Genomic DNA, 23205 nt, shown 5'->3' with positions numbered 1-23205 from the left:
GATCAGCCCCTTTCTGAGGTCACGCATGGGTGGTCAGCCCCTTCTGAGCAGGAGAGCCGAAGTGGCGGGGAGGATGTAGCCGGGCTGGGCGGTGGACAGGGCCACTTCGGCGCCCGCGACCTGCCGGTCACCGGCGTCCCCGCGTAGCTGGGAGACGGCCTCCGCTATGTGGTTGACGCCGTGGACGTAGCCCTCCGACAGGAAGCCGCCGTGCGTGTTGACCGGGAGGGCTCCGTCGAGGGCCGTGGCGCCCGAGGCGACGTACGGGCCGCCCTCACCCTTGGCGCAGAAGCCGTAGTCCTCCAGCTGGACAATCACCGAGTAGGTGAAGCAGTCGTACAGCTGCGCCACGTCGATGTCGGCCGGGCCGATTCCGGCCTGGGCGTACAGGCGCGGGGCCAGCGCGGCGGCGGCCGTGGTGGTGGGGTCGGCCCGGCCGCCGGACAGGTGCGAGTCGCCACCGCCCCAGGCCGCGCCGGAGATCAGCACCGGCGGGTGGCGCAGGGAGCGGGCGCGCTCGGCGGTGGTGATGACCAGGGCGCAGGCGCCGTCGGTCTCCAGGCAGCAGTCGAGCAGGCGGAACGGCTCGGCGATCCACCTGCTGTCCAGGTAGTCGTCGAGAGTGATGGGCGTACGCATGAGGGCGCGGGGGTTCTTGACGGCGTTCGCCCGCTGGGTGACGGCCAGCTGCCCGAAATGCTCCGCCTTCGTGCCATATTTCTGCATGTGGGCGCGGGCGTACATCGCGTACTGCTGGGGCGGCGCGAAATAGCCATAGGGCGCTTGATACTGCACCTCGGGACTCACCGGAAGGCCACGGCCGGTGCCGCCCATGCGGAACTCCGACCGGGCGTTGATCGCGCGGTAGCAGACGACGGTCTCCGCCACACCGGCCGCCACGGCCAGCGCCGCCTGGGCCACGACCGCGTGCGAGACGCTGCCGCCGCCGAACTGGTCGAGGTACCAGGTCGGGTCTGCCAGACCGAGCGCGGGCCCCACCAGGGACGGGGCCGCCGAGTCGCCCACGCGATGAGTCGCTATGCCCTCGACGTCGCCGGGGCCGAGGCCGGCGTCGTCGAGGGCGGCCAGGATGGCGCGACAGGCCAAGGTGAGTGTGCTGACCCCCGAGTCCTTGGTGAAGGGCGTGTACCCGACGCCCACCACAGCCGTACGGTCCCGGAACTCAAGCAAGCGCTTGGCCATCCTGAAACGCTAGATCGGACCGTCCACATATGTCAACCGGGGGGTACGCCCCGGCATTTCGCTTGACACCTTTTCCGTCGCACGCCTACCGTCCAAGCAAGCGCTTGGTAAGATACGATGCAGACGGCGAGGAGGAGGAGACCATGAGCACACACGCTGCCCGGCTGATCACGCCGGACGGCTGTGGCGGCCCCCCGGTGCCGTACCAGCGCAGGACTCTCAACGGAGCCTCGATGCCGAACGGCCAGTCCCACGCGAGCGGCAACGGCCAGCTCGACAGCCGGAGGTTCAGGTCGGTGCTGGGCAGGTTCGCCACCGGCGTGGTGGCGATCACCGCCCTCGACCCGGCCAGCAGCGAGCCATGCGGCCTGGCGGCCAACTCCTTCACCTCGGTGTCGCTGGACCCGCCGCTGGTGGCGTTCTGCGTGGCGCACACGAGCACGAGCTGGCCCAAGGTGCGCGGCGCCAAGGTCATCACCGTGAACGTGCTCGCCGAGCACCAGCAGCACGTCTGCGTCCAGCTCGCGAGCCGGGGCGGCGACAAGTTCGCCGGGCTGCGGTGGACCGGCTCGCCCGGCGGCAACCCGGTGCTCGAAGGTACCCTGGCCTGGCTCGACTGCGCGGTCGAGGCCGAGCACATCGCGGGCGACCACGTGATCGTGGTGGCCCGGGTGCTCCAGCTCGACACGCACGCGGACGGTGGCCCGCTGCTGTTCTTCCGCGGCGGTTACGGCGGCTTCGTTGAGCCCCAGTGACGGAGCTCGCGTTGAGCCTGCGTGAGGAGGCGCGCGCCTGGCTGGCCGCGAACCTCACCGGAGACTTCGCGCACGCCCGCGGCCTGGGCGGCCCCGGGCGCGAGCACGAAGGTCACGAGGTCCGGCTGGCCTGGGAGCGCCATCTCGGCAAGGCGGGCTGGACCTGCCTGGGCTGGCCCGTCGAATACGGCGGACGCGACGCCTCGCTCGCCGACCAGGTCGCCTTCCACGAGGAGTACGCCCTCGCGGACGCCCCCGCCCGCGTGGGCCACATCGGCGAGGGGCTCATCGGGCCGACGATCCTGGAGTTCGGCACCGAGGCGCAGAAAGCCCGTTTCCTGCCCCCGATCCAGCGGGGCGACGAGCTGTGGTGCCAGGGCTACTCCGAGCCGGAGGCGGGCTCCGATCTGGCCAACGTCCAGACAAAGGCGCACCTGGCGGGCGACGAATGGGTCATCACCGGGCAGAAGGTGTGGACGTCACTGGCCCACGTGTCCGACTGGTGCTTCGTGCTCTGCCGTACGGAAGCGGGCTCCCAGCGCCACCGTGGGCTGTCGTACCTGCTCGTGCCCATGGACCAGCCCGGCGTCGAGGTACGGCCGATCGTGCAGCTGACTGGGACGTCCGAGTTCAACGAGGTGTTCTTCGACGGGGCCAGGACCGCGGCCGAAAACGTGCTCGGCGCGCCCGGCGACGGGTGGCGCGTCGCGATGGCCACGCTCGGCTACGAGCGCGGCGTCTCCACGCTGGGGCAGCAGATCGGGTTCCGGCGGGAGCTGGCCCGGGTGATCGAGGTCGCCGAGCGAACGGGCGCGGCTTACGACCCGGTGCTGCGTGACCGGCTGGTGCGGTCGTGGCTGGAGCTGGAGATCATGCGGCTCAACGCGCTGCGGGCCGATCCGGGGCCGGTGGCGTCGATCGCCAAACTGTACTGGTCGGAGTGGCATCGCCGGCTGGGCGAGCTGGCCCAGGCCGTACAGCTCAAGTCCGGACTTGTCGCCCGCGACGGCGAGCTCAACGACCTCCAGCGGCTGTATCTGTTCAGCCGGGCGGACACGATCTATGCCGGTTCCAGCGAAATCCAGCGGAACATCATCGCCGAGCGCACCCTGGGACTCCCCCGCTGACGGACCTCTCTGATCGGAGCACTATGGCACCGCCGTACCCCAGAGCGCACGGGCTGCTCGACGGCAAGGTCACGCTGGTCACGGCCGCGGCGGGGGCCGGGATCGGCTACGCGACGGCCAAGCGCTGCGCCGAGGAGGGGGCCACGATCGTCGTCTCCGACCGGCACGAGCGCCGCCTGTCCGCCGCCGCCGACTCGCTGACCGAGCTCACCGGCGTCAAACCGCTGGCGGTGCCGTGCGACGTGACGTCGGAGGCCCAGGTGCTGGCACTGTTCGACGCGGTGGTGGAGGCGCACGGGCGGCTGGACGTGGTGGTCAACAACGCCGGGCTCGGTGGTACGGCGTCACTGGCCGAGATGACCGACGAGCAGTGGCACACCGTCATCGACGTCACCCTGAACGGCACCATGCGCTGCACCAGGGCCGCGCTGAAGCAGATGATCGCCCAGGGCTCCGGGGTGATCGTGAACAACGCCTCGGTGATCGGCTGGCGGGCGCAGCGGGGGCAGTCGCACTATGCGGCGGCCAAGGCCGGGGTGATGGCGCTGACCAGGTGCGTCGCCCTGGAGGCCGCCGAGCACGGCGTCCGGGTGAACGCGGTGGCGCCTTCGCTGGCCGTCCACCCGTTCCTGGCGAAGGTGACCAGCGAGGAGCTGCTGGCGGAGCTGGCGGCCGCCGAGGCGTTCGGGCGTTCGGCGGAGCCCTGGGAGGTGGCGAACGTGATCGTCTTCCTGGCCAGCGACTACTCCTCGTACATGACGGGCGAGGTCGTCTCCGTCTCCTCTCAACACCCGTGACTATATCCTGAGCAACAGGATATGGTGGGTGAGTGAATATAACGGAGCCCATGTTCCTGGCGCTCACCGCGCTGGTGGACGAGCCGCGGCACGGCTACGGCATCGTCCAGGAGGTCGATCGGCTGTCCGGGGGGCGGGTGCAGCTCAAGATCGGCTCCCTCTACGGCGTGCTGGACCGGCTGGCCGGGGAGGGGCTGGTGGCGCTCGACCGGGAGGAAGTGGCACAGGGGCGGCTACGCCGCTACTACCGGCTGACCGACTCGGGGGCGGGGGCCCTGGAGGAGGAAGCGGCCCGGCTGGCGGACAACGCCCGCGCGGCGACCACCCGCCTCCGGGACCGGAACGCCCGCCTGCTCCCCGGAACGGCCACCGCGCTCGCCGGAGGTGCCTGGTGAACGAGTTACTCGAACGGCGCTACCGCACCGTCCTGCGACTGCTCCCCCGCTCCTACCGGGCCGAGCGGGAGGAGGAGATGGTGACCGCGTTCATGGAGTTCTCCGGCGACGCGCCGGATGAGGAGAACCCCTACCCGCGCTGGGGCGAGATCGCCAGCGTGCTCGCCCTCTCGATGCGCGTACGGGTCGGCGGAGCGGGCGCGACACCCCGGTTCGTCGCCTGGGGCGCGGCTGTCAGGCTGGTGGCGACACTGGGGCTCGCCTTCCACGCGGCGGCCGGCATCTTCACCCTCGCCTCCCTCGCTTTCATGACGCCCGACTCGATGACGCGGCCACTCGGTGTACTCGCGGCGGCCCTCTGGGTGCCGGCGTTCGTCCTGCTGATGCGCGGTCACGTCCGGACGGCCAAGCCGGTGGCGCTCGCGGCCGGCTCGGCAGCCCTGGCAGAGCTCGCCGTCTGGCAGAACTTGGCCAGCCAGTTCGTGCCTCTGGACGCGGTGCCACCGGCACTGAACGTCGTGGTCCCGCTGGCGGCCCTGCTCATCGGCTTCCACGACGGCGTCGCGCCGGTGCGGCGAGCGTGGCGGCCGACCGTCCTGCCGCTGGCCGCCGGGCTGCTGTTGCGGGCCGTCATCCTTGCCCTGCTGACGCCGTTGGGGAAGGTGCCGCTGTTGTGGCCGTGGGTGGACCTGATGGGTCTGGCCACGGCGGTGCTCTTGGTGGCCGGGATCGTCTGCCTCGCGCGCGACCTGCCCGCGTACGTGCCGCTCGCCCTGGCGATCCTCGGGGCATTGCTGCTGCCGTCGCGACTGTCGGTGATGGACAACAGCTACCTGAGCTTAGGACCGGGAGCGCTGTGGGTGTCCAGCGTGAGCCAGTGCGTGGCGCTGGTCGTCATGGTGACGGTCCTCGCGGTGGCGGGCTTCCGCGGTTTGCCGTCCGTACGACAGGGGCGGGCTGTGGTCTAGGGTCAGGTCTCCTCCCAGTGGGGGGTGTGCGATTCGATGTCCTCCGGCAGGCCGATGCGTCCGTTCAGCAGAATGAGCGGGGTGATCTGAACGCTGGTGCTGAAGCGGATGTAGCCGACGAAGAACTCGATCCCGGCGGCCTGCGCGTTGACCGAGCGCGGGCCGAGCCACTCCAGCAGCGCCCGGACCTGGTAGAACTCGTCGGGGTGGAGTTCTTGGCGTACCGTCAGCGCCCAGCCCTCCGCCTGCTTCCGCTCGAGCAGCTCCGCGACGAGTGCCCCGCCCACGCGCATGGCGGGGAAGCGCCGCGCGAACACGGGCTCCGGATCGACGGTCTCCCACTCGCAGTCGGGGTCGTCGGGGTCACCGAGTGGATAGGTCTCCAGGTAGTCGCCGGTGCCGATCGGCAGCCGCTCAGGTCGCGGCCCTTGCCCCACATGCCACCGCAGCTCGGCGAGCTCGTCGTCGCCGAGGTCGGCGCGAAGGTCCATGGTCAGCACGAGCTCGTAGATGTCTCCCACCGGCCGCAGCCTATCGATCATCGGCCGGCCACCCTGACAGGGAAAGACCAGGGTAGGCGCGCGAGCTGGGACGACTTAAGGTCCGAGACATGGGCACACGCGCTTCCCACCTGCTAGATGTCCTCATGACGGAGTTCGGCGAGTCGATCAAGCGAGACCCTGCGGCATTCAGGCGGAAATTTCGGAAAATGGCGGCCTCCCCTTTTGCGTTCTACCGGGGCAGCGCCTGCCTGTTCTACGCGGACCTCACCGAAGGGTTCGCGGACTCCTCATACCTTGACGAACCGACCAGCCGGGTGTGGATCCACGGCGACCTGCACGCCGAGAACTTCGGCACCTACATGAACGCCTCGGGCGTGCTGGTCTTCAACGTCAACGACTTCGACGAGGCGTACGTGGGACCGTACGTCTGGGACCTCAAGCGGTTCGCCGCCAGCGTGGCGCTGATCGGGTACGCCAAGGCCCTGTCGGACGAGGCGATCAGCGGGCTCGTGAGCGACTTCGCCGGCGCGTACCTGGCCGAGCTGGGCGGCATCGCGCGCGGCGGGGACGACGCCATCGGGTCACTCACCCTCGACACCACCACCGGCGTGCTGCACCGGGTGCTCCAGACGGCCAGGCTGAGCACGCGCGTGGCGATGCTGGACGTCGAGACCTTGATCGACGACTACGACCGGCGGTTCGCGATCATGGACGGGCGCGAACCCGTCGACGCGGCGACCCGTGACTCCGTGACGGCCGCCTTCGCGGACTACCTGACGACGCTGCCCACGCAGTCGAACCCGGTCGAGCACGTGATCAAGGACGTGGCGCTGCGCAAGGGCGTGGGGATCGGGTCGGCGGGGCTGCCGTCGTACAACCTGCTGCTGGAGGGGCGGTCGCAGGCGCTGGAGAACGACGTCATCCTCTACATGAAGCAGGCGCAGGTGCCGGCGGTGGCCCGGCACGTCCCCGACGAGAAGGTCGCCCGTTACTTCCGCCACCAGGGCCATCGGACCGCGGAGTCGCAGCGGGCACTGCAGGCGTACGCCGATCCGTGGCTGGGCTACACGACGCTGAACGGCGTGGGGCAGTTGGTGGCGGAGGTCTCGCCCTACTCCGCCGACCTGGACTGGGACGACGTCAATGAGCCGGCGGAACTGCGGTCGATCATGCGGGATCTGGGGCGGGCGGTGGCGCGCATGCACTCGGTGGCGGACGACGAGTCCAGCCACGACCTGGTGAACTTCTCGACGGAGGAGTCCATCATGGCCGTGGTCAACGGCGACAGGCCCGGATTTATCGGGATGTTGGTGGATTTTGCGCACCGTTATGGGGCACAGGCCCGGGAAGACCACCAACGGTTCGTCGACCTCTTCCGCAACGGCCGCCTTCCGGGGGTGTGACCGCCCCGGCCCGTTCGGGTGTGGCCACCTCGTTCTGGTGCGGGTGTGGCCACCTCGCCCTGGTGCGGGTGTGGGCGCCTCGCCCGGGCGGGTGTATCCGCCTCGCCCCGTGGGTGTGGCCGCCGACTCTCCCGGCACGGTCCTGAGCGCATGGCCCGGTCGTTCGGACGTGGTTCGAGCACACGTGGGCTGAGACGTGGGCTGAGACGTGGGCTGAGACGTGGGCAGGGACATGGAGGGAGCATCGTGAGGCGTCTGGTGGGGTTGCTGCTGGGGACGGAAGAGGACTGGCCGTCGGCGTTCGAGACGGTGCTGAGGCGGTTGGGGCCGGTCAAGGGGGTCGGCGAGTTCGACGTGGAGCGCATCACGATCGAGCCGTTCGACCTGCGCGACCGGCCCCGGCACGATCTGGTGATCGACCGGCTGGCGTACTGGTACTACCACCCACGCGAGTGGCTCAAGAAGGTCGCCATGATGGACGACGTCTATCTGCTGAACAGCCCGTTCACCTTCCAGTCGATGGAGAAACACGCCGCCTACTGCGCCATGATGCGCCTCGGGCTGAAGGTCCCGAAGACCGTGCTCGTGCCATACAAGAACCCGCCCGACAACACCAAATACGCCTACACGGCCTCCCGCTACAACCAGCCGTTCGACCTTGACGCGGTCGCGGAGGGGATCGGGTATCCGCTGTTCATGAAGCCGTACGACGGCGGCGCATGGCGCGGGGTGTCGCTGGTACGGGACCCCGACGAGCTCCATCGGGCCTACGACCAGAGCGGCGAGATGCTCATGCATCTGCAGAAGGCGGTCGAGGGCTACGACGCGTTCGCCCGTTCGCTGTCGATCGGGGCGGAGACGATGGTGATGCGGTTCCGGCCCGAGGAGCCGATGCACGCCCGGTACGTCGTGGACCACGAGTTCCTCGCCCCGAGCGTGGGCGACGAGGTGGTCACGATCGGTCGGCTGGTGAACGCGTTTTTCCGGTGGGAGTTCAACTCCTGCGAAACCCTGGTCAAGGGTGCGGATGTGCACCCGATCGACTACGCCAACGCCTGCCCGGACGTGGCGCTGACGAGCCTGCACTACTACTTCCCCTGGGCGATCAAGGCGCTGGTCCGGTGGAGCGTGTTCTGCGTGGGCACCGGGCGGCGGCCGCGGCTCGATCTGGACACGCGGGAGTACTTCGCGGTCACCGGGTCGTACGAGGAGCGGCTGGCGGCCTATCGGCAGCTGGCCGACGCCTACTTCGAGACCGACCGTTACCAGGACTTCTGCGACAGTCGGCTGCGCCACCTCGACGAGATCGTCCTGGACTGGGTGGCCGGGCCGGACTTCGACCGGCTGCTGGTCGACACGGTGACGGCCACGTATCCCGCGCATGAGAGGGACCGCTTCGTGGAGCACTTCCGCGGCCTGCTGGGGATGTGGGTGAAGGACTCCGGCTGAGCGCCGCGCCTTCGGAGGCTGGCTTGCGATGCCAGCTGGCCTGCGCCCTACGGGCGAGCTCGGGAAGCCAGCTGGCCCGCGCCTACGGGGCGAGCTCGGGAAGCCAGTCGGCCCGCGCCTTCAGGGTGGGCGAGCAAGGCCAGTCGGCTGGCTACCGACCAGTCGGTATGGCATGCTTCCGGAACATGACGCTGTTCTCGGTGGAAGGCAAGACCGTCGTCGTCACTGGCGGATCCCGTGGCATCGGACGCATGATCGCGACCGGGTTCGTCGAGGCCGGGGCGACCGTGTACATCTCCGCGCGCAAGGTCGCCGAAGTGGAGCAGACCGCCAAGGAGCTGGGCTGCGTGGCCGTGCCGGCCGATCTGTCCACACCCGAGGGGGTGGGCGCGCTGGTGGAAGCGGTGGACGGGCCGCTGGACGTGCTGGTGAACAACGCGGGCGCGGCGTGGGGCGCGCCGCTGGAGGACTATCCGGAGCACGCCTTCGACAAACTCTGGAACATCAACGTCAAAGGGGTCTTCTTCCTGACCCAGCGCTTCCTGCCGCAACTGCGGGCGGCGGCCAGCGCGGAGGATCCGGCACGGGTGATCAACATCGGGTCCATCGACGGGATCCGGGTGCCGTCCGTGGAGAACTTCGCCTACTCCGCGTCGAAGTCCGGTGTGCACATGCTGACCCGGCACCTGGCCAGGCAGCTGGCGCCTGAGCACATCACCGTGAACGCCATCGCGCCGGGGCCGTTCGACTCGAAGATGATGGCGTTCGCCCTGGATGATCCGGCCATTCGGGAGAGCATCGCGGCGAGTGTGCCGATGGGCCGGATCGGCCACCCCGACGACATGGCCGGGGCGGCGATCTACCTGTCCTCACGTGCCGGGGCCTACCTCACGGGCACGGTCATTCCGGTCGACGGCGGCATCTCCTGCTAATCCCGATCCTGCCCGGCGCGAATCCTGCCGGGCGCGAATCCTGCCGGGCGCGAATCCTGCCGGGCGCGAATCCTGCCGGGCGCGGATCCTGCCGGGCGGGCGAATCTCAGAGGCGCTCGCGGAGCGCGGTGGCGAGATTCGCCGCCGCGCGGGGCTCGTAGCGCAGGCACAGGTACGGCTCGGTGAGCTCGATCTCGATCACCACCGGGGTGCCGTCGGGGAGCCGGACCAGGTCGATCCTGGCGTACAGAAGGGCCTGGGGGATGGCGGCAAGCACCTTCTCAGCGAGTTCGACCTGGTCCGGGGCCGGTGTGCGCGGTTCGGCCCGAGCCTGGTCCGCGCCCGTCTTTCCCGGAGACAGCATGGGGGTGCGCCGGACGGCATGGCTGAACCGGCGATTGAAGTGCAGCAACCAGGTCTCGCCCTCCGACTCGACCAGGTCGAGGTAGGGCTGGACCATGGGGAGTGCGACCGCTGCCACGATGGACCATCTTCTTCGCCTTCCCCCGAAGCGGGATTCCTCCGCCAGGGCCCCAGCCACGACAGACCGTCACATGGATCGAGACGGTCGCGTGACGGACCATCCGAGGAACCATGGTGGTCACCGCACTAGTTGGAAGTGGTGCTCACACCCACGCCACTACGGTGCGTGGCCGTGGCGGCGTTGCCATTGATGTTGTTGACGTTGGTGCTGGAGCCGGCGCCTCTGTTGCTGGCCTGGACGTTGCCGAAGGTGTTGCCCGACTGCGCGGACGCGGAGTTGGTGCTGGAGCTGCTGTTGCTGGTGTCGGTGTCGGCATGGGCCGGAGCGGCCAGCAGGGCCGTGCCCGCGGCGATGGCGGCGATGGCCGTGATGCCAAGCTTCTTGATCATGTCGATGTCCTTCCAGAGGATTTCTCATGGACTTCGGACCCCGCCGGACGGCGGCCCGGGGTGCGAGGAAGGGGGATCGGGGTCAGTAGAAGATGTAGGTCACCGTGGTGCTGCCGTTGGTAGCGGTGGCGGCTATGCCGTTGATGTTGTTGACGTTGGTCGACCGACCGGCACCCTCGTTGACCGCTGCGATGTCGGCGAGACTGTTTCCGGACTGGGAGGAGTAGGTGTTGCCGCTCCAGGCGTCGGTCCAGGTGTCAGCGTGAGCGGGTGTGGCCAGCAGGATGGCGCCGGCGGACGCTGCCACGACGGCACCGGTGACACACAGCTTCTCGATCACTTCAGCTCCTTCGCCGGTGGGCGTCTCGCATGAGACAGCACCGGCCCAAGAGCACACCGCCATCCCCGTTGACCTTCTTTGACCTTTGAGGATCAAAGCCAAAGCGATCATATAACCAAGCGTAGTGATCGTGTTACTCTTAGCGATCAGAACATTCTTCTAGGACCGCATCGCTGACAGGCGGTGTCAGTGGTCGGCTCGTAGCATCCGCGCATGATTTACGAGTTGCGAAACTACACGCTGCATCCCGGCCAGCGGGACACACTGATCGAGTTATTCGAGCGTGAGTTCATCGAAGGGCAGGAGGCGGCCGGGATCGGGGTGGTCGGCCACTTCCGGGACCTGGACGAGCCAAATATGTACCCGTGGATGCGGAAATTTCCGGATATGGAGGCTCGGCGGGCGGCCCTCACGGCCTTCTACGGCGGCCCGATCTGGAAGGCCAACCGGGACGCGGCCAACGCGACGATGATCGACTCCGACAACGTACTGCTGCTGCGCCCAGTGCCCGTTCCCTCCGCCGACGTGCCGCACGGGTCCGCTCCCCGCCACTCCGACCTCTCGCGCGGGACTACTACTTCCGGTCTCCTGAGCGGGTCCACTCCCGGCCTCCCGCGCGGATCCACTCCCGACCTCCCGAGCGGATCCGCTCCCGACCTCTCCTCCGAGTCCGGTCCTGGCCCCACTCTCCAGTCCTCTTCCAGTTCCTCTTTCGATCCCTTTTCCGGTACGGCCCGGCCGCCTGTCGGCGCCACCGTTCTGCCCGAGTCGCTGTACGTCGCGATGATCTACCACGTCGACGACGGGTTCGCCGAGTTCTTCGCTCGGGAGGCCGTACCCGTGCTCAGGGAAGCCGGGGTGCCGCCGGTGGCGTGCTTCGAGACCGAGGCCGCCGAGAACACCTTTCCCGCCCTGCCCGTACGTACAGGCGAGCAGGTGTTCGTGTGGTTCGCCCGGTTCGATCGGCCCTCGGACGAGCGTGAGGTGGCGCTGCCCGGGCTGGAGTCCCGGTTGACCTCTCCCCCGCAGCGTCTCCGCCTGGCTCCCACGGCTCGATCAGCGCTTCGCTGAGGCTCCGGGCCCCACGGGTTGGTCCGGGTGTTGGGTCAACGCGCGGACAATGGTGGGCATGGAGGTAGTGATAGTGTCCGGGCCGCCGGGGGCGGGGAAGTCGACCGTGGCCCGGCTGCTGGCCGATGCCGTCACGCCTAGCGTGCATCTGCATACGGATGACTTCTGGGCGTTCATCCGGCGAGGGGCCATCGCGCCGTACCTGGCGGAATCTCGCCATCAGAACGAGACCGTCATGAGCGTGCTGGCGAACGCGGCGTTCGGGTACGCCGACGGCGGCTATCACGTGATGGTGGATGGCGTCGTCGGGCCGTGGTTCGTCGGCGCCTTCGCCAAGGTACGGCGCGCTCCGCTGCACTATGTGGTGCTCCGGCCCGACCGGGAGACGACCCTGGTCAGGGCGACGGGGCGAGGGCTTGACGCGCTCACGGATCCGGAGCCGGTGCTGCAGATGTACCAGCAGTTCGTCGACCTGGGTGAGCTGGAGCCGCACGCCTTCGACTCCAGCGGCCTGACCGCCGAGCAGACGGCCGCCGAGATCCGCACCCGACTGTCCGAGGGCGCCTACCTGCTCAAGACGCCGTAGCCGCTTCCAGAGCCCGCCTCGGACCATGGACGGGCCTCACGACGGAGGCGGGCCTGCGCCGTAGGCGGGCAGTGGGTCGGGGGCGTCTTTGAGGAGTTTCGCGACTGCGTCGCCCACCTCCCCCGGGGACCAGCGGGCGCCGCGGTCCGCGCGTGGGCCGTGGGTCCAGCCCGTGGCCAGGGAGATCACGCCGCCCTCCACCTCGAACACCCGGCCCGTCACCGCCTCCGATGCCGCCGAGCCGAGCCAGACGACGAGCGGTGACACGTTCGCCGGGTGCATGGTGTCGAAGCCGGAATCGGGCGCGGCCATGGTCTCGGCGAAGACCTCCTCGGTCATGCGGGTGCGGGCGGCGGGGGCGATGGCGTTCACCGTCACGCCGTACCGGCCCAGTTCGGCGGCGGCCACCTGGGTCAGTGCGACGATCCCGGCCTTGGCGGCGGAGTAGTTGGACTGGCCGACGCTGCCGAGCAGGCCCGCGCCCGACGAGGTGTTGATCACGCGGGCGGCCGCGGGTGCGCCGGACTTGGCTCGTTCGCGCCAGTACGCGGCGGCGTGCCGCATCGTCAAGAAGTGGCCCTTGAGGTGGACCCGGATGACCTCGTCCCAGTCGTCTTCGCCCATGGAGACCAGCATGCGGTCGCGGACGAATCCGGCGTTGTTCACCAGCACGTCGAGCCCGTCGTACGCGGTGACGGCGGTCTTCACCAGCCGGGCCGCGCCGTTCCAGTCGGCCACGTCGTCGCTGCTGGCCACCGCCTGACCGCCGAGCGCGCGGATCTCCTCGGCCACGGCCAGCGCGGGCCCGCCGGAGCTGCCGTCGCCGCCGAGGCCGGTGCCCAGGTCGTTGACCACGACGCGGGCGCCCTGCCTGGCGAACTCCAGCGCGTGCTCCCTCCCGATGCCCCGCCCGGCTCCGGTCACGATCACGACGCGGCCGTCACAGATTCCCACACGGACCTCCCAGGAAGATCAGGCAGAGATATCAGGAAATATCTTTTGAAGCCAGGTTTTGCCAGGCGGGAATCTCGCCGCCTCCGTGCACGTGTACCTGCGCCCCTGTCACATAACCGGGCGCGGCCAGCCACAGGCAGACCGAGGCCACGTCGGCGGGCGTCGCCATCCGCCCGGCCGGGATGGCGGTCCCCACGTCCTTACCGCCGTAGTGGTCGGCGGAGTCCTCCGTGGCGGCCAGTCCGACGACGACCGTGTTGACGCGTACGTCAGGAGCCCATTCGGCGGCCAGGCAGTTCGCCAGGTGATGCAGCCCCGCCTTGGCCGCGCCGTACGCCGAGGTGCCCGGCGAGGGCCGCACGCCACTGGAGCTGCCGATCATCACGACGGAGCCGCCCGAGGCGGCGAGCAGCGGGTAGGCGCGCTGCGCGACGAGCATCGGGGCGATCAGATTGAGCTCGACGACACGCGCGTGCAGGCGTGGAGAGGTGCCCTCCAGCGGTGCGTACGGCGAGCCGCCCGCGTTGTTGACCACCACGTCCAGGCGGTCGAGCCCGGAGAACAGCCGCTCGAGGTCGTCGGCGTCCCGCACATCGGCCCGCACGAACCGCACCCCTTCGACCGGCGCCGCATCCACGGCCGAAGGCCCCAGCGAAGGCGTGCCCAGGGGCGCAGGTGGCGGGTCGTGGCGGGCGCAGACGATCACTTCGGCGCCGGCCGTCGCGAAGGCGGTGGCGATGCCCGCGCCGATCCCCCGAGTCCCACCGGTCACCAGGACGACCTTGCCCGTGTAGTCGTAAGTCACCGTCACGGGTGCTACCGTACCAAGCAAGCGTTAGGTGCAACCAGGGAGCGGGATGGGAATCACGCTGCGGGACGGCCCGATCGCCGAGGTCGTCGTCGACGTCCCACCGGTGAACGCGCTGCCGGCGCGAGCCTGGCACGAGCTGGCCGGCGCCGTGACGGCCGCCGGGCAGGACGAAGAGACCAGGGTCGTCGTACTACGAGCCGAGGGCCGGGGCTTCAACGCCGGCGTGGACATCAAGGAGATGCAGGCCACCGAGGGCCACACCGCCCTGATAAACGCGAACAGGGGGTGCTTCGCGGCGTTCGCGGCCGTGTACGACTGCCCGGTGCCCGTGATCGTCGCCGTGCACGGCCACTGCGTCGGCGGCGGCGTGGGCCTGGTGGGCAACGCGGACATCGTGCTGGCCAGCGAGGACGCCTACTTCGGCCTGCCCGAGGTGGACAGGGGCGCGCTCGGCGCCGCCACCCACCTGTCCCGGCTGGTGCCGCAGCACCTCATGCGCGCCATGGTCTACACGTGCCGGAACGTGACGGCGGCCGAGCTGCACGCGTTCGGCTCGGTGCTGGAGGTGGTGCCGCGGGACAAGCTGCGGGACGCGGCGCTGGAGGTGGCGGGCCAGATCGCGGACAAGGACCCGTACGTGATCCGCCGCGCCAAGGAGTCGCTCAACGGCATCGACCCGGTGGACGTGAAGCGCTCCTACCGCTTCGAGCAGGGCTTCACGTTCGAGCTGAACCTGATGGGCGCGGGCGACAGGCACCGGGACCGCTTCGTGGAGGGCTCGTGAGCAAGGTCATGTCCGTCGAGGAGGTCGCGGCCCAGGTCGAGAGCGGCATGACGGTCGGCATCGGCGGCTGGGGATCGCGCCGCAAGCCGATGGCGCTGGTCGCCGGCCTGCTGCGGTCGGACGTCCGGGATCTCACCCTCATCTCCTACGGCGGCCCGGACGTCGGCATGCTCTGCGCCGCCGGGAAGGTGCGCAGGGTGGTGGCCCCGTTCGTGACGCTGGACTCCATCCCGCTCGAACCGCACTTCAGGCGGGCCAGGCAGGGCGGCACGGTCGAGTTCACCGAGTATGACGAGGGCATGTTCATGTTCGGGTTGCTGGCGGCGGCGCACCGGCTGCCGTTCCTGCCCACGCGGGCCGGTCTCGGCTCCGACGTCATGCGGGTCAACCCCGATCTGCGCACCGTCCGCTCGCCGTACGAGGACGGGGAGGAGCTGGTCGCCGTGCCCGCGCTGACCATGGACGTCGCGCTGGTGCACCTCAACCGGGCGGACCGGCGCGGCAACGCGCAGTACCTGGGCCCGGATCCGTACTTCGACGACCTCTACGCCAAAGCGGCGGCCCGGTGCTTCGTGTCGTGCGAGCGGCTGGTGGACACCGCCGACCTGCTGAAGGAGGGGCCGGTGCAGTCGCTGCTGATCAGCCGGTCGATGGTGAGCGGCGTGGTCGAGACGCCGGGCGGCGCGGGGTTCACCGCGTGCGAGCCCGACTACGGCCGCGACGAGCAGGAGCAGCGGCGCTACGTGGACACGCCATGGGAGGAGTTCCGTGAGCAGGGCTGATGTGTGCGTGGTCGCCTGCGCGGAGGCGTTCAGAGGCGATGGGGAGATCCTCGCGGCCGGGATCGGCGGGGCGATCACCGTGCTGGCGGCCCGGCTGGCCAGGCTGACGTTCGAGCCCGACCTGCTCACGCATGACGGTGTCTGCCTGCTGACGGGCGACGTACCGGCGCTGGGTGAGCGGCCCGAGGTGGTGGAGGGCTGGCTGCCGTTCCGCGATCACCTGTGGCTGGTGCTGAACGGCCGGCGGCACGTGATGCTCGGCGCGAGCCAGATCGACCGCTTCGGCAACACGAACATCTCCTGCATCGGCGACTGGGCGCGGCCCAAGGCGCAGCTCCTCGGCGTACGCGGCGCGCCGGGCAACACGCGCTGCGGCCCGACGAGCTACTGGATCCCCCGGCACTCCCCCAAGGTGTTCGTGCCGCGAGTGGACGTGGTCAGCGGTCTCGGGACCGACAAGGGTGCCTTCGACCTGCGGCGGGTGGTGACGAACCTGGCCGTGCTCGACTTCCGCACGCCGGACGGGTCGATGCGGCTGGCCTCGGTGCATCCGGGGGTGAGTGTCGCGGAGGTGGTCGCGGCGACGGGGTTCGAGTTGACGGTCCCTGAGGACGTACCCGAGACCCGGGAACCGACCGCCGAGGAGAGCAGGCTGCTGAAGGAGGTGCTCGACCCGCGCGGGTCCCGCGAGCGCGAGGTGGCCGCATGAGGAAAGCGTGCGACCGCCTGGAGGGGGCGGCGTGAGAACCGCGCTGACCGACCTCGTGGGGTGCCGGTATCCGATCGTGCAGACCGGGATGGGGTACGTCGCCGGCGCGCGGCTCGCCGCGGCCACCTCGGAGGCGGGCGGGCTCGGGATCATCGCGGCCGCCACGATGTCCGTCGGCGAGATGACCGAGGCGATCAACGGTGTGCGGGAGCGGACGGACGCCCCGTTCGGGGTGAACATCCGCTCCGACGCCGACGACGCGGCCGAACGGGTGGAGGTGATGATCCGGGAGGGCGTGCGCGTGGCGTCGTTCGCGCTGGCCCCGCGGCGGGAGCTGATCGAGCGGCTGAAGGGCGCGGGCGTGGTGACGATCCCGTCCGTGGGCGCGCGGCGGCACGCCGAGAAGGTGGCCGCCTGGGGCGTGGACGCGGTGATCGTGCAGGGCGGCGAGGGCGGCGGCCACACCGGGCCGGTCGCGACGACGCTGCTGCTCCCCCAGGTGGTGGACGCGGTGGACATCCCGGTGATCGCGGCGGGCGGGTTCTTCGACGGGCGCGGGCTGGTGGCGGCGCTGGCGTACGGGGCGTGCGGCATCGCGATGGGCACCCGGTTCCTGCTGACGAGCGACTCATCGGTGCCGGACGAGGTGAAGAAGGTCTACCTGGCGGCGGCCGACACGCTGGTCACCACCCGGGTCGACGGTGTGCCGCATCGGGTGCTCAGGACGCCGTTCGTGGAGTCGCTGGAGCGCTCCCGGCTGCTCAGGGCCGTGGTCAACGGTGCCAGGTTCAAGCGGCTGTCGGGGCTGACGTGGGCCCAGATGATCCGTGAGGGGCGCCGGATGCGGCACGGCCGCGAGCTGACCTGGGCGCAGGTGCTGCAGGCGGCCAACACGCCGGTGCTGCTGCGGGCCGCGATGGTCGAGGGGCGGGCCGACCTGGGGGTGATGGCCTCCGGGCAGGTGGTCGGGGTGCTCGACGACCTGCCGTCCTGCCGGGAGCTGATCGAGCGAGTCATGTCCGAGGCGGAGACAGTGATGGAGCGGTTCAGAGCACCGTGATGCCGCGGGCGGCCAGGATGGCCGCCGCCTGGGTGGGGTTGATCGTCGCCCCCTGGAAGGCCCGCAGCTTGGTGTCGTCGGGCTCGCCCAGGTCGGCGCCGCGCAGGTCGGCCTTGGTGAAAACGGTCTTGAGCAACTTGGTGCCGCGCAACCGGCAGTCGCTGAACGTCGCCTCGGTGAAGTCGCAGCCCGACAGGTCGGCGTCGTCGAAGCGGACGCCCTCGATGAGCTCCCCGCGCAGCGAGCAGCCGCCGAGGTTGGCCATGGTCAGGTTGGACCGGGAGACCTTGAAGCCGGTGCCGCGCGCCGCGGTGAGCGACGCGCCGATCATGCGGCACCCGGTGAAGGTCACGTCCGTCACCAGCGCCCCGCCGAACTGGGCGGAGGACAGGTCCACGTCGGTGAACGTCACGTCGATGAGCTCGGCGTCGTTGAACCTGATCCGCATCCCGCCGCCGCCCGTGAACACCGCGCCGTCGAGGTCGGCCCGCCGGAAGTCGGTCTGTTCGAGCACACACGACTCGAAGCGGGCGCCGGCCAGCGGGGCCCGCCGGAGGTCGGCCTCGGTCAGGTCGCAGTCGCGGAAGACGTGGGTCTCGTCCGGCGCGAGCCGGTCGGTGAGCGTGGTCTGGGAGAGGTCCTCGCCGTCGAAGTTCACGGTGTCAAAGGGTACCGGTGATCAGTTCGGCGGCGGCCTGGCCGCAGACCCTGGCCGAGCCGTACGTGGCGATGTGCACGGCACCCAGGTCGGACCTGGCGGGCAGGCCCATCTCGACCACCACGGCGTCGGGGCGGGCGCTGAGCAGGTGCCGCAGTGCCTCGCTCTGCCAGGGGTGGCGGTGCGCGTCGCGGACCACGACGACGAGGGGGTGCCCGGCCGCGGCGGCGATGAGCCGTTCCAGCACGGCCCCGGTCGCCTCGCCGGCCGCGAGCCGGGTCACGGTGGTGCCGGGCAGCAGTCTGCCCAGGGGTTCACCGACGCCCCACGGCGTGTTCTTGTCGATGGCCAGGTTCATCTCGGGGGCCAGCTCCACCACGTGCGCCGCGGAGGTGAGCGGCAGGACGGGGTCGCTCGTGCGGCGGGTGATCCTGAGCGCGCGGCGGGCTGCGACCAGGCCGAGGTAGCCGTCCTCGGGATCCGGGATGCCCGAGGCGGCGGTCCAGGCGGCCAGCTCGCCGACCCGGCGCGCGGCGTCGGCCAGGCGCTCCTCCGGCAGCAGGCCGTCGCGCACGGCTTCGGCTATCGCGTCGCGCACCTCGACGGCGGTCGCCTCGCCTGAGTGCTCGCCGCCGACGCAGATGGCGTCGGCCCCGGCGGCGATGGCGCGGGCGGCGGCGCCCCCGATCCCGTACGGCCCGGAGACGGCGGCCATCTCGATGCCGTCGGTGATGATCAGGCCGTCGAAGCCCAGTTCCTCGCGGAGCAGCCCGGTGAGCACCTTGGGGCTGAGCGTGGCGGGCAGGACGGCGTCGTACGCGGGCACCAGCAGGTGACCGGTCATGACGGCCTTGACGCCTTCCTGGATCGCGGCGCGGAAGGGGCCGAGCGCGTCCTCGATCCCGTCGGTGGCGACCACGGGCACGCCGTGGTGGGAGTCGATCGAGGTGTCACCGTGGCCGGGGAAGTGCTTGGCGCAGGCGGCCACCCCGGCGGACTGCAGGCCGCGGACGAACGCCCTGGTGTGCCGGGAGACCAGCGCGGCGTCGGCGCCGAAGGAGCGCAGGCCGATGACCGGGTTGTCGGGGTTGGAGTTCACGTCGGCCGAGGGGGCGAAGTCGATCGTGATGCCCGCGGCCGCCAGGTCCGCCCCGAGGTTCCTGGCCACGGCCTCGGTCAGCGTCACGTCGTCCACGACGCCGAGCGCGTAGCCGCCGGGACGGCTGCTGCCGGTGGCGACCTCCAGCCGGGTCACCTCGCCCGACTCCTCGTCGATGCCGATCATGACGGCGGGGTTCTCCGCGCGCAGGGCGGCGGTCAGTTCGGCCACCTGGGCCGCTCCCGTGATGTTGCGGGTGAACAGCACCACCCCGGCCAGCCCCTCCCCCAGGCGGCGGCGGAGCCAGTCGGGCGGGGTCGTTCCCCCGAACCCGGGCAGGATTACGGCATCGGCAAGGCACAGCAGGTCACCGCTCTTGAGCATGACCCGCAATCTAATAGGAAAGTTTCCTATTTGCTAGTGGCATCGCCGGACGTCATAGGCGTTCGATGATGGTGACGTTCGCCTGGCCACCTCCTTCGCACATCGTCTGCAGGCCGTACCGGCCGCCGGTCCGCTCCAGCTCGTGCAGCAGCTTCACGGCCAGGACCGCGCCGGTCGCGCCGAGCGGGTGGCCGAGCGCGATCGCGCCGCCGTTCGGGTTGACCCTGGCGGGGTCGGCGCCGCTCTCCTTCAGCCAGGCGAGCACGACCGAGGCGAACGCCTCGTTGATCTCCACCGCGTCGATGTCGCCGATCGTCATCCCGGTCTTGCGCAGCGCGTGCTCCGTGGCCTGGATCGGCGCCGCGAGCATCATGATGGGGTCACCGCCGCGCACCGACAGGTGGTGCACGCGGGCGCGCGGGCGCAGTCCGTGCTCCCGTACGGCCCGCGGCGACGCGATGAGCAGGGCGGCGGCGCCGTCGGAGATCTGCGAGGCCAGGGCGGCGGTGAGGCGCCCGTCCTCGACCAGGGGCTGGAGCCCGGCCATCTTGGCGGGAGTGGTGTCGCGGCGCGGACCCTCGTCGGCGGTGACGCCCTCGTAGGGGGTGATCTGGCCCGCGAAGCGGCCGGTGTCGATGGCGGCGATGGCCCGGCGGTGCGACTCGTAGGCGAACGCCTCCATGTCCTCTCGGGAGATGTCCCACTTGACGGCGATCTGTTCGGCTCCGGTGAACTGGGAGACCTCCTGCGTGCCGTACCGGGAGAGCCAGCCCTTGGAGCCGCCGAAGGGGGTGTCGTGCCCGAGAGGCCGGCCGGCGAGCATCGCCGAGGAGATGGGGATCATGCTCATGTTCTGTACGCCGCCGGCCACCACGAGGTCGCTGGTGCCCGAGAGCACGGCCTGGGCGGCGAAGTGCAGTGCCTGCTGCGAGGAGCCGCACTGGCGGTCGACCGTGACGCCGGGCACCTCCTCCGGCAGCCCCGCGGCGAGCCAGCAGGTGCGGGCGATGTCGCCGGCCTGCGGTCCGATGGTGTCCACGCAGCCGAACACCACGTCCTCCACGGCCGCCGGATCGGCGCCCGTGCGGGTCATCAGCTCTTGGAGTACGTGCGCGCCGAGGTCGGCGGGGTGGGCGCCGGCGAGGCCGCCGTTCCTGCGCCCGACCGGGGTCCTGACCGCGCCGACGATGTATGCCTCGTTCACTCCCGCATCGTAGCAAGCGCTTGGTCGCGTGCGGAATGCCGGGTGAGCTGGGCGGGTTCGGTGAACAAGCGATTGTCTGAGGGCTCATAATGGGAGGCGTGACAACGCGAAAGAACTCCGGGCAGAGCGCGGCCGCCCCGGCGAAGCGCCAGCGCGCGACCTCGTCCGGGCCGGCGTCGGAGCGCCGTGACCACCTCGTCAAGCTCGCCGCGGAGCTCTTCGCCCGCAAGGGCTTCCAGGCCACGACCGTACGCGAGATCGCCGACGAGGCGGGCATCCTCTCGGGAAGTCTCTATCACCATTTCGATTCCAAGGAGACCATCGTCGACGAGGTGCTCTCCACCTTCCTCGACGACCTGGTCGCCCGCTACCGCACGGCGATCGCCTCGGGCTCCGACCCGCGCACGATCCTGTCGGAGATGGTGCGCATCGGCTTCGGCACGCTGGAGCCGCACCGGGCCGCGATCACCGTCATGCAGAACGACTGGAACTATCTGCGGCAGTTCGAGCGGTTCAACTACCTGGTCAAGGCCGAGGACGAGGTCGAGCAGATCTGGGTCGCGCAGATCAAGGCGGGCCAGGCGGCCGGGCAGTTCCGCGCCGACGTGGACCCGAAGCTCACCTACCGGATGATCCGCGACACGATCTGGGTGGCGGTGCGCTGGTTCCGTCCCGGCGGGCGGCTCAACACGACGGGTCTGGCCGAGCACTACATCACCGTGCTCTTCGACGGCCTGGCCACGGGTGAGCGGACCAGCCAGCAGGCATGACGCTTGGTAAGGCGGTGCGTCAGGCACTGCGGGAGGCGGCGGAGCCCGAGAAGGCCGCCACGATGCGCGCGTACATGAAGTCCGACATGCCCTTCCTCGGTGTCCAGGCGGTGCGGAGGCGGGCCGTGCTGCGGCGGGTCTTCTCGGCCCACCGCATCGGCACGGCGCCGGAGTGGCGCCGGGCGGTGCTCGGCCTGTGGCGCGAGGCCGAATACCGCGAGGAGCGCTACGCGGCGATCGATCTGACCGGCTATCACCACTACCGGGAGTTCCAGACCCTCTACACGGTGCCGATGTACGAGGAGATGATCGTCAGCGGGGCCTGGTGGGACCTGGTCGACGAGCTGGCCACGCACCGGATCGGCGGCCTGCTGACCGCCTTCCCCGACTCGATGCGCCCGCTCATGCTGGACTGGGCGCGCGACGGCGACCTGTGGAAGCGCCGCACCGCGATCCTGAGCCAGAACCGGTTCAAGGCCCGCACCGACACGGCCCTGCTCTACGCCTGCATCGAGCCGAGCCTGTCGGACAACGACTTCTTCGCCCGCAAGGCGATCGGCTGGGCGCTGCGCGAGTACGCCAAGACCAACCCGGCCGAGGTCATCCGCTATGTACGCGCCAAGGGCATCTCCGGTCTGAGCCGCCGCGAGGCCCTGCGCAACTTACCGACTACCTAGTCCACAAGGCATCCTGTACGGCCTGCACCAGGGCCATCAGCTCGGGCGTGACCCGCTCCCTGGCCCAGGCCAGCGCGTACGTGATGCGCAGCTCGCCCGCGTCGAGCGGGACGAACCTCAGGTCGTCGCGGCGGATGGTCCTGGCCAGCAGCTGCGGGATCGGCAGCACCCCGGCACCCGCCGCGACCAGGTCGAGCGCGGCGGCGAAGTCGTCGTCGGCCACCATGCGCGAACGCCCCGGCAGCCCGGCCCACGCCCGGCTGCCGGGGGTCAGCAGCACCTGCCCGGCCAGGTCCCCGGCGCCGACCTTGGCCCTCGGCGCCAGCGCGTGCCCCAGCGGCACCGCGAGCTGGTCCACCGAGACGTGGAACCTGGCGGCGGTGACGAACCGCGCGGGCGCGGGGGTGGCCAGGATCGCCGCCGACACCTCACCCCGCTCCAGCGCGTCGGCGGCCGCCCCACGACCGGCGACCGTGAGCTCCACGCCGATGGCCGGGGTGCGGGCCGCCAACCGGCGGGCTACCCGGGCGGCCAGCGCGCCGACAAGCGGTGGATAAGCAAGATGAATGGTCGGCCGGGCCAGCCGGGCGGCTTCGGCCGCGAACGCGGCAGCGGCGGTCAGCAGCTCGTCGGCGTGCGGAAGCAGCGCCCTGCCCTCGGCGGTCAGCCGCACCGCGCGGGCGGACCGGTCGAACAACCTGGTCCCGGCCGCGCGCTCCAGCCTGGTGATGGCCTGGCTCATGGCGGGCTGGGACATTCCCAGGTCGGCGGCGGCGATCGAGAAGCTGAGCCGGGCCGCCACGCGGGCGAAGCACTGGACCTCCTTGAGCATAAGCAGCACGAATACAGGATGCATCAGACGGGGCCGCTGTGGTGGATTCTCCGCGTTCGATCTAGTCAACGCAGGGAGC

The 23205-nt window shown here is 70.4% G+C and carries 27 protein-coding genes; 16 read left to right on the top strand and 11 right to left on the bottom strand.

What is annotated here, in order from left to right; all coding sequences use genetic code 11:
- Positions 1-33: 33 nt before the first annotated feature.
- Positions 34-1203, bottom strand: coding sequence for an acetyl-CoA acetyltransferase (locus tag AB0C30_RS21925; RefSeq protein ID WP_357946717.1), 1170 nt, complete (start codon positions 1201-1203; stop codon positions 34-36).
- Positions 1204-1436: 233 nt separating this feature from the next.
- Here AB0C30_RS21925 and AB0C30_RS21920 point away from each other — a divergent pair, with 233 nt between their 5' ends.
- Genes AB0C30_RS21920 through AB0C30_RS21900 form a run of 5 tightly spaced genes read left to right on the top strand, consistent with a single transcriptional unit; the run spans position 1437 to position 5245 of the window.
- Positions 1437-1958: a flavin reductase family protein gene (locus AB0C30_RS21920; protein ID WP_357948113.1), complete on the top strand. Its 522-nt coding sequence runs from the start codon at positions 1437-1439 to the stop codon at positions 1956-1958.
- 11 nt (positions 1959-1969) lie between these two features.
- Positions 1970-3085: an acyl-CoA dehydrogenase family protein gene (locus AB0C30_RS21915; RefSeq protein WP_357946714.1), complete on the top strand. Its 1116-nt coding sequence runs from the start codon at positions 1970-1972 to the stop codon at positions 3083-3085.
- A 23-nt stretch (positions 3086-3108) separates the two neighbouring features.
- Complete coding sequence (locus tag AB0C30_RS21910) at positions 3109-3882, top strand: SDR family oxidoreductase (RefSeq protein ID WP_225299357.1); 774 nt, start codon at positions 3109-3111, stop codon at positions 3880-3882.
- 32 nt (positions 3883-3914) lie between these two features.
- Positions 3915-4277, top strand: coding sequence for a PadR family transcriptional regulator (locus tag AB0C30_RS21905; protein WP_357946711.1), 363 nt, complete (start codon positions 3915-3917; stop codon positions 4275-4277).
- Positions 4274-5245, top strand: a complete 972-nt coding sequence (locus AB0C30_RS21900) for a hypothetical protein (RefSeq protein WP_357946708.1) — start codon at positions 4274-4276, stop codon at positions 5243-5245. Before AB0C30_RS21905 ends, AB0C30_RS21900 begins: the two co-directional genes overlap by 4 nt.
- A 2-nt stretch (positions 5246-5247) precedes the next feature.
- Here the strand turns inward: AB0C30_RS21900 and AB0C30_RS21895 are convergent, their stop codons facing one another.
- Positions 5248-5787, bottom strand: a complete 540-nt coding sequence (locus AB0C30_RS21895) for a hypothetical protein (RefSeq protein WP_357946705.1) — start codon at positions 5785-5787, stop codon at positions 5248-5250.
- A 68-nt stretch (positions 5788-5855) separates the two neighbouring features.
- Between AB0C30_RS21895 and AB0C30_RS21890 the strand changes: the two genes are divergently transcribed.
- The 3 genes from AB0C30_RS21890 (at position 5856) to AB0C30_RS21880 (ending at position 9532) form a co-directional block, all read left to right on the top strand.
- Positions 5856-7151, top strand: a complete 1296-nt coding sequence (locus AB0C30_RS21890) for a DUF2252 domain-containing protein (RefSeq protein ID WP_357946702.1) — start codon at positions 5856-5858, stop codon at positions 7149-7151.
- Between the two features lie 246 nt (positions 7152-7397).
- A complete protein-coding gene (locus tag AB0C30_RS21885; protein ID WP_357946699.1) occupies positions 7398-8600 on the top strand; it encodes a hypothetical protein in 1203 nt (400 codons plus the stop codon).
- Between the two features lie 185 nt (positions 8601-8785).
- Positions 8786-9532: an SDR family oxidoreductase gene (locus AB0C30_RS21880; protein ID WP_357946696.1), complete on the top strand. Its 747-nt coding sequence runs from the start codon at positions 8786-8788 to the stop codon at positions 9530-9532.
- A gap of 106 nt (positions 9533-9638) precedes the next feature.
- On the opposite strand, the gene AB0C30_RS21875 is transcribed toward AB0C30_RS21880, so the two are convergent.
- The 3 genes from AB0C30_RS21875 to AB0C30_RS21865 form a co-directional block, all read right to left on the bottom strand.
- Complete coding sequence (locus AB0C30_RS21875) at positions 9639-10013, bottom strand: hypothetical protein (RefSeq protein ID WP_357946693.1); 375 nt, start codon at positions 10011-10013, stop codon at positions 9639-9641.
- A gap of 128 nt (positions 10014-10141) precedes the next feature.
- Positions 10142-10405, bottom strand: a complete 264-nt coding sequence (locus tag AB0C30_RS21870) for a hypothetical protein (RefSeq protein WP_357946690.1) — start codon at positions 10403-10405, stop codon at positions 10142-10144.
- A gap of 82 nt (positions 10406-10487) precedes the next feature.
- Positions 10488-10745 (bottom strand): hypothetical protein, encoded by a 258-nt coding sequence (locus AB0C30_RS21865; RefSeq protein ID WP_357946688.1) that lies wholly within the window; start codon positions 10743-10745, stop codon positions 10488-10490.
- Positions 10746-10958: 213 nt separating this feature from the next.
- Between AB0C30_RS21865 and AB0C30_RS21860 the strand changes: the two genes are divergently transcribed.
- Both AB0C30_RS21860 and AB0C30_RS21855 read left to right on the top strand, forming a co-directional pair.
- The gene (locus AB0C30_RS21860; protein WP_357946685.1) at positions 10959-11816 is read left to right on the top strand and encodes an NIPSNAP family protein; all 858 of its coding nucleotides are present in this window, start codon (positions 10959-10961) and stop codon (positions 11814-11816) included.
- A 58-nt stretch (positions 11817-11874) separates the two neighbouring features.
- The gene (locus tag AB0C30_RS21855; protein ID WP_357946684.1) at positions 11875-12402 is read left to right on the top strand and encodes an AAA family ATPase; all 528 of its coding nucleotides are present in this window, start codon (positions 11875-11877) and stop codon (positions 12400-12402) included.
- Positions 12403-12438: 36 nt separating this feature from the next.
- On the opposite strand, the gene AB0C30_RS21850 is transcribed toward AB0C30_RS21855, so the two are convergent.
- A complete protein-coding gene (locus AB0C30_RS21850) occupies positions 12439-13356 on the bottom strand; it encodes an SDR family oxidoreductase (protein WP_357946681.1) in 918 nt (305 codons plus the stop codon).
- A 31-nt stretch (positions 13357-13387) separates the two neighbouring features.
- Positions 13388-14167: an SDR family oxidoreductase gene (locus tag AB0C30_RS21845; protein WP_357946679.1), complete on the bottom strand. Its 780-nt coding sequence runs from the start codon at positions 14165-14167 to the stop codon at positions 13388-13390.
- Positions 14168-14213: 46 nt separating this feature from the next.
- On the opposite strand from AB0C30_RS21845, the gene AB0C30_RS21840 reads away from it, so the two are divergent.
- Genes AB0C30_RS21840 through AB0C30_RS21825 form a run of 4 tightly spaced genes read left to right on the top strand, consistent with a single transcriptional unit; the run spans position 14214 to position 17502 of the window.
- Positions 14214-14951 carry an enoyl-CoA hydratase family protein gene (locus AB0C30_RS21840; protein WP_357946677.1) on the top strand — a complete coding sequence of 246 codons (738 nt, stop codon included), beginning with the start codon at positions 14214-14216 and terminating at the stop codon, positions 14949-14951.
- A gap of 8 nt (positions 14952-14959) precedes the next feature.
- On the top strand, positions 14960-15733 hold the full coding sequence (locus AB0C30_RS21835; protein WP_357948111.1) for a CoA-transferase: 774 nt from the start codon (positions 14960-14962) through the stop codon (positions 15731-15733).
- A complete protein-coding gene (locus AB0C30_RS21830; protein ID WP_357946674.1) occupies positions 15720-16442 on the top strand; it encodes a CoA-transferase in 723 nt (240 codons plus the stop codon). Before AB0C30_RS21835 ends, AB0C30_RS21830 begins: the two co-directional genes overlap by 14 nt.
- 31 nt (positions 16443-16473) lie before the next feature.
- On the top strand, positions 16474-17502 hold the full coding sequence (locus AB0C30_RS21825; RefSeq protein WP_357946671.1) for a nitronate monooxygenase: 1029 nt from the start codon (positions 16474-16476) through the stop codon (positions 17500-17502).
- Here the strand turns inward: AB0C30_RS21825 and AB0C30_RS21820 are convergent.
- Genes AB0C30_RS21820 through AB0C30_RS21810 form a run of 3 tightly spaced genes read right to left on the bottom strand, consistent with a single transcriptional unit; the run spans position 17489 to position 20847 of the window.
- Positions 17489-18160: a pentapeptide repeat-containing protein gene (locus AB0C30_RS21820; protein ID WP_357946668.1), complete on the bottom strand. Its 672-nt coding sequence runs from the start codon at positions 18158-18160 to the stop codon at positions 17489-17491. The genes AB0C30_RS21825 and AB0C30_RS21820 overlap by 14 nt on opposite strands.
- Positions 18161-18164: 4 nt before the next feature.
- A complete protein-coding gene (locus AB0C30_RS21815; protein WP_357946666.1) occupies positions 18165-19643 on the bottom strand; it encodes a glycoside hydrolase family 3 N-terminal domain-containing protein in 1479 nt (492 codons plus the stop codon).
- A 52-nt stretch (positions 19644-19695) separates the two neighbouring features.
- Positions 19696-20847, bottom strand: coding sequence for an acetyl-CoA C-acetyltransferase (locus AB0C30_RS21810; protein ID WP_357946663.1), 1152 nt, complete (start codon positions 20845-20847; stop codon positions 19696-19698).
- Positions 20848-20945: 98 nt separating this feature from the next.
- On the opposite strand from AB0C30_RS21810, the gene AB0C30_RS21805 reads away from it, so the two are divergent.
- A complete protein-coding gene (locus tag AB0C30_RS21805) occupies positions 20946-21617 on the top strand; it encodes a TetR/AcrR family transcriptional regulator (RefSeq protein ID WP_225299318.1) in 672 nt (223 codons plus the stop codon).
- Positions 21614-22294, top strand: a complete 681-nt coding sequence (locus AB0C30_RS21800; RefSeq protein ID WP_357946660.1) for a DNA alkylation repair protein — start codon at positions 21614-21616, stop codon at positions 22292-22294. Before AB0C30_RS21805 ends, AB0C30_RS21800 begins: the two co-directional genes overlap by 4 nt.
- Here AB0C30_RS21800 and AB0C30_RS21795 read toward each other — a convergent pair.
- On the bottom strand, positions 22287-23126 hold the full coding sequence (locus AB0C30_RS21795; RefSeq protein ID WP_357948108.1) for a LysR family transcriptional regulator: 840 nt from the start codon (positions 23124-23126) through the stop codon (positions 22287-22289). The genes AB0C30_RS21800 and AB0C30_RS21795 overlap by 8 nt on opposite strands.
- Positions 23127-23205: the final 79 nt, after the last annotated feature.

Origin of the sequence: Nonomuraea sp. NPDC048901 (assembly GCF_040649695.1) — a bacterium.
In the GTDB taxonomy this organism is placed as follows: domain Bacteria; phylum Actinomycetota; class Actinomycetes; order Streptosporangiales; family Streptosporangiaceae; genus Nonomuraea.
Note: the sequence above shows the minus strand (reverse complement) of the source record. Positions and strands in the feature narration are given on the sequence as shown.

What these genes read in the sequence shown, in the direction of transcription:
- AB0C30_RS21920 (WP_357948113.1), top strand. Translation starts at nt 1,437, where the DNA reads ATGCCGAACGGCCAGTCCCACGCGAGCGGCAACGGCCAGCTCGACAGC.
- AB0C30_RS21890 (WP_357946702.1), top strand. Translation starts at nt 5,856, where the DNA reads ATGGGCACACGCGCTTCCCACCTGCTAGATGTCCTCATGACGGAGTTC.
- AB0C30_RS21840 (WP_357946677.1), top strand. Translation starts at nt 14,214, where the DNA reads ATGGGAATCACGCTGCGGGACGGCCCGATCGCCGAGGTCGTCGTCGAC.
- AB0C30_RS21800 (WP_357946660.1), top strand. Translation starts at nt 21,614, where the DNA reads ATGACGCTTGGTAAGGCGGTGCGTCAGGCACTGCGGGAGGCGGCGGAG.
- AB0C30_RS21860 (WP_357946685.1), top strand. Translation starts at nt 10,959, where the DNA reads ATGATTTACGAGTTGCGAAACTACACGCTGCATCCCGGCCAGCGGGAC.
- AB0C30_RS21815 (WP_357946666.1), bottom strand. Translation starts at nt 19,643, where the DNA reads ATGCTCAAGAGCGGTGACCTGCTGTGCCTTGCCGATGCCGTAATCCTG.
- AB0C30_RS21880 (WP_357946696.1), top strand. Translation starts at nt 8,786, where the DNA reads ATGACGCTGTTCTCGGTGGAAGGCAAGACCGTCGTCGTCACTGGCGGA.
- AB0C30_RS21910 (WP_225299357.1), top strand. Translation starts at nt 3,109, where the DNA reads ATGGCACCGCCGTACCCCAGAGCGCACGGGCTGCTCGACGGCAAGGTC.
- AB0C30_RS21895 (WP_357946705.1), bottom strand. Translation starts at nt 5,787, where the DNA reads ATGATCGATAGGCTGCGGCCGGTGGGAGACATCTACGAGCTCGTGCTG.
- AB0C30_RS21835 (WP_357948111.1), top strand. Translation starts at nt 14,960, where the DNA reads ATGTCCGTCGAGGAGGTCGCGGCCCAGGTCGAGAGCGGCATGACGGTC.
- AB0C30_RS21870 (WP_357946690.1), bottom strand. Translation starts at nt 10,405, where the DNA reads ATGATCAAGAAGCTTGGCATCACGGCCATCGCCGCCATCGCCGCGGGC.
- AB0C30_RS21925 (WP_357946717.1), bottom strand. Translation starts at nt 1,203, where the DNA reads ATGGCCAAGCGCTTGCTTGAGTTCCGGGACCGTACGGCTGTGGTGGGC.
- AB0C30_RS21795 (WP_357948108.1), bottom strand. Translation starts at nt 23,126, where the DNA reads ATGCTCAAGGAGGTCCAGTGCTTCGCCCGCGTGGCGGCCCGGCTCAGC.
- AB0C30_RS21855 (WP_357946684.1), top strand. Translation starts at nt 11,875, where the DNA reads ATGGAGGTAGTGATAGTGTCCGGGCCGCCGGGGGCGGGGAAGTCGACC.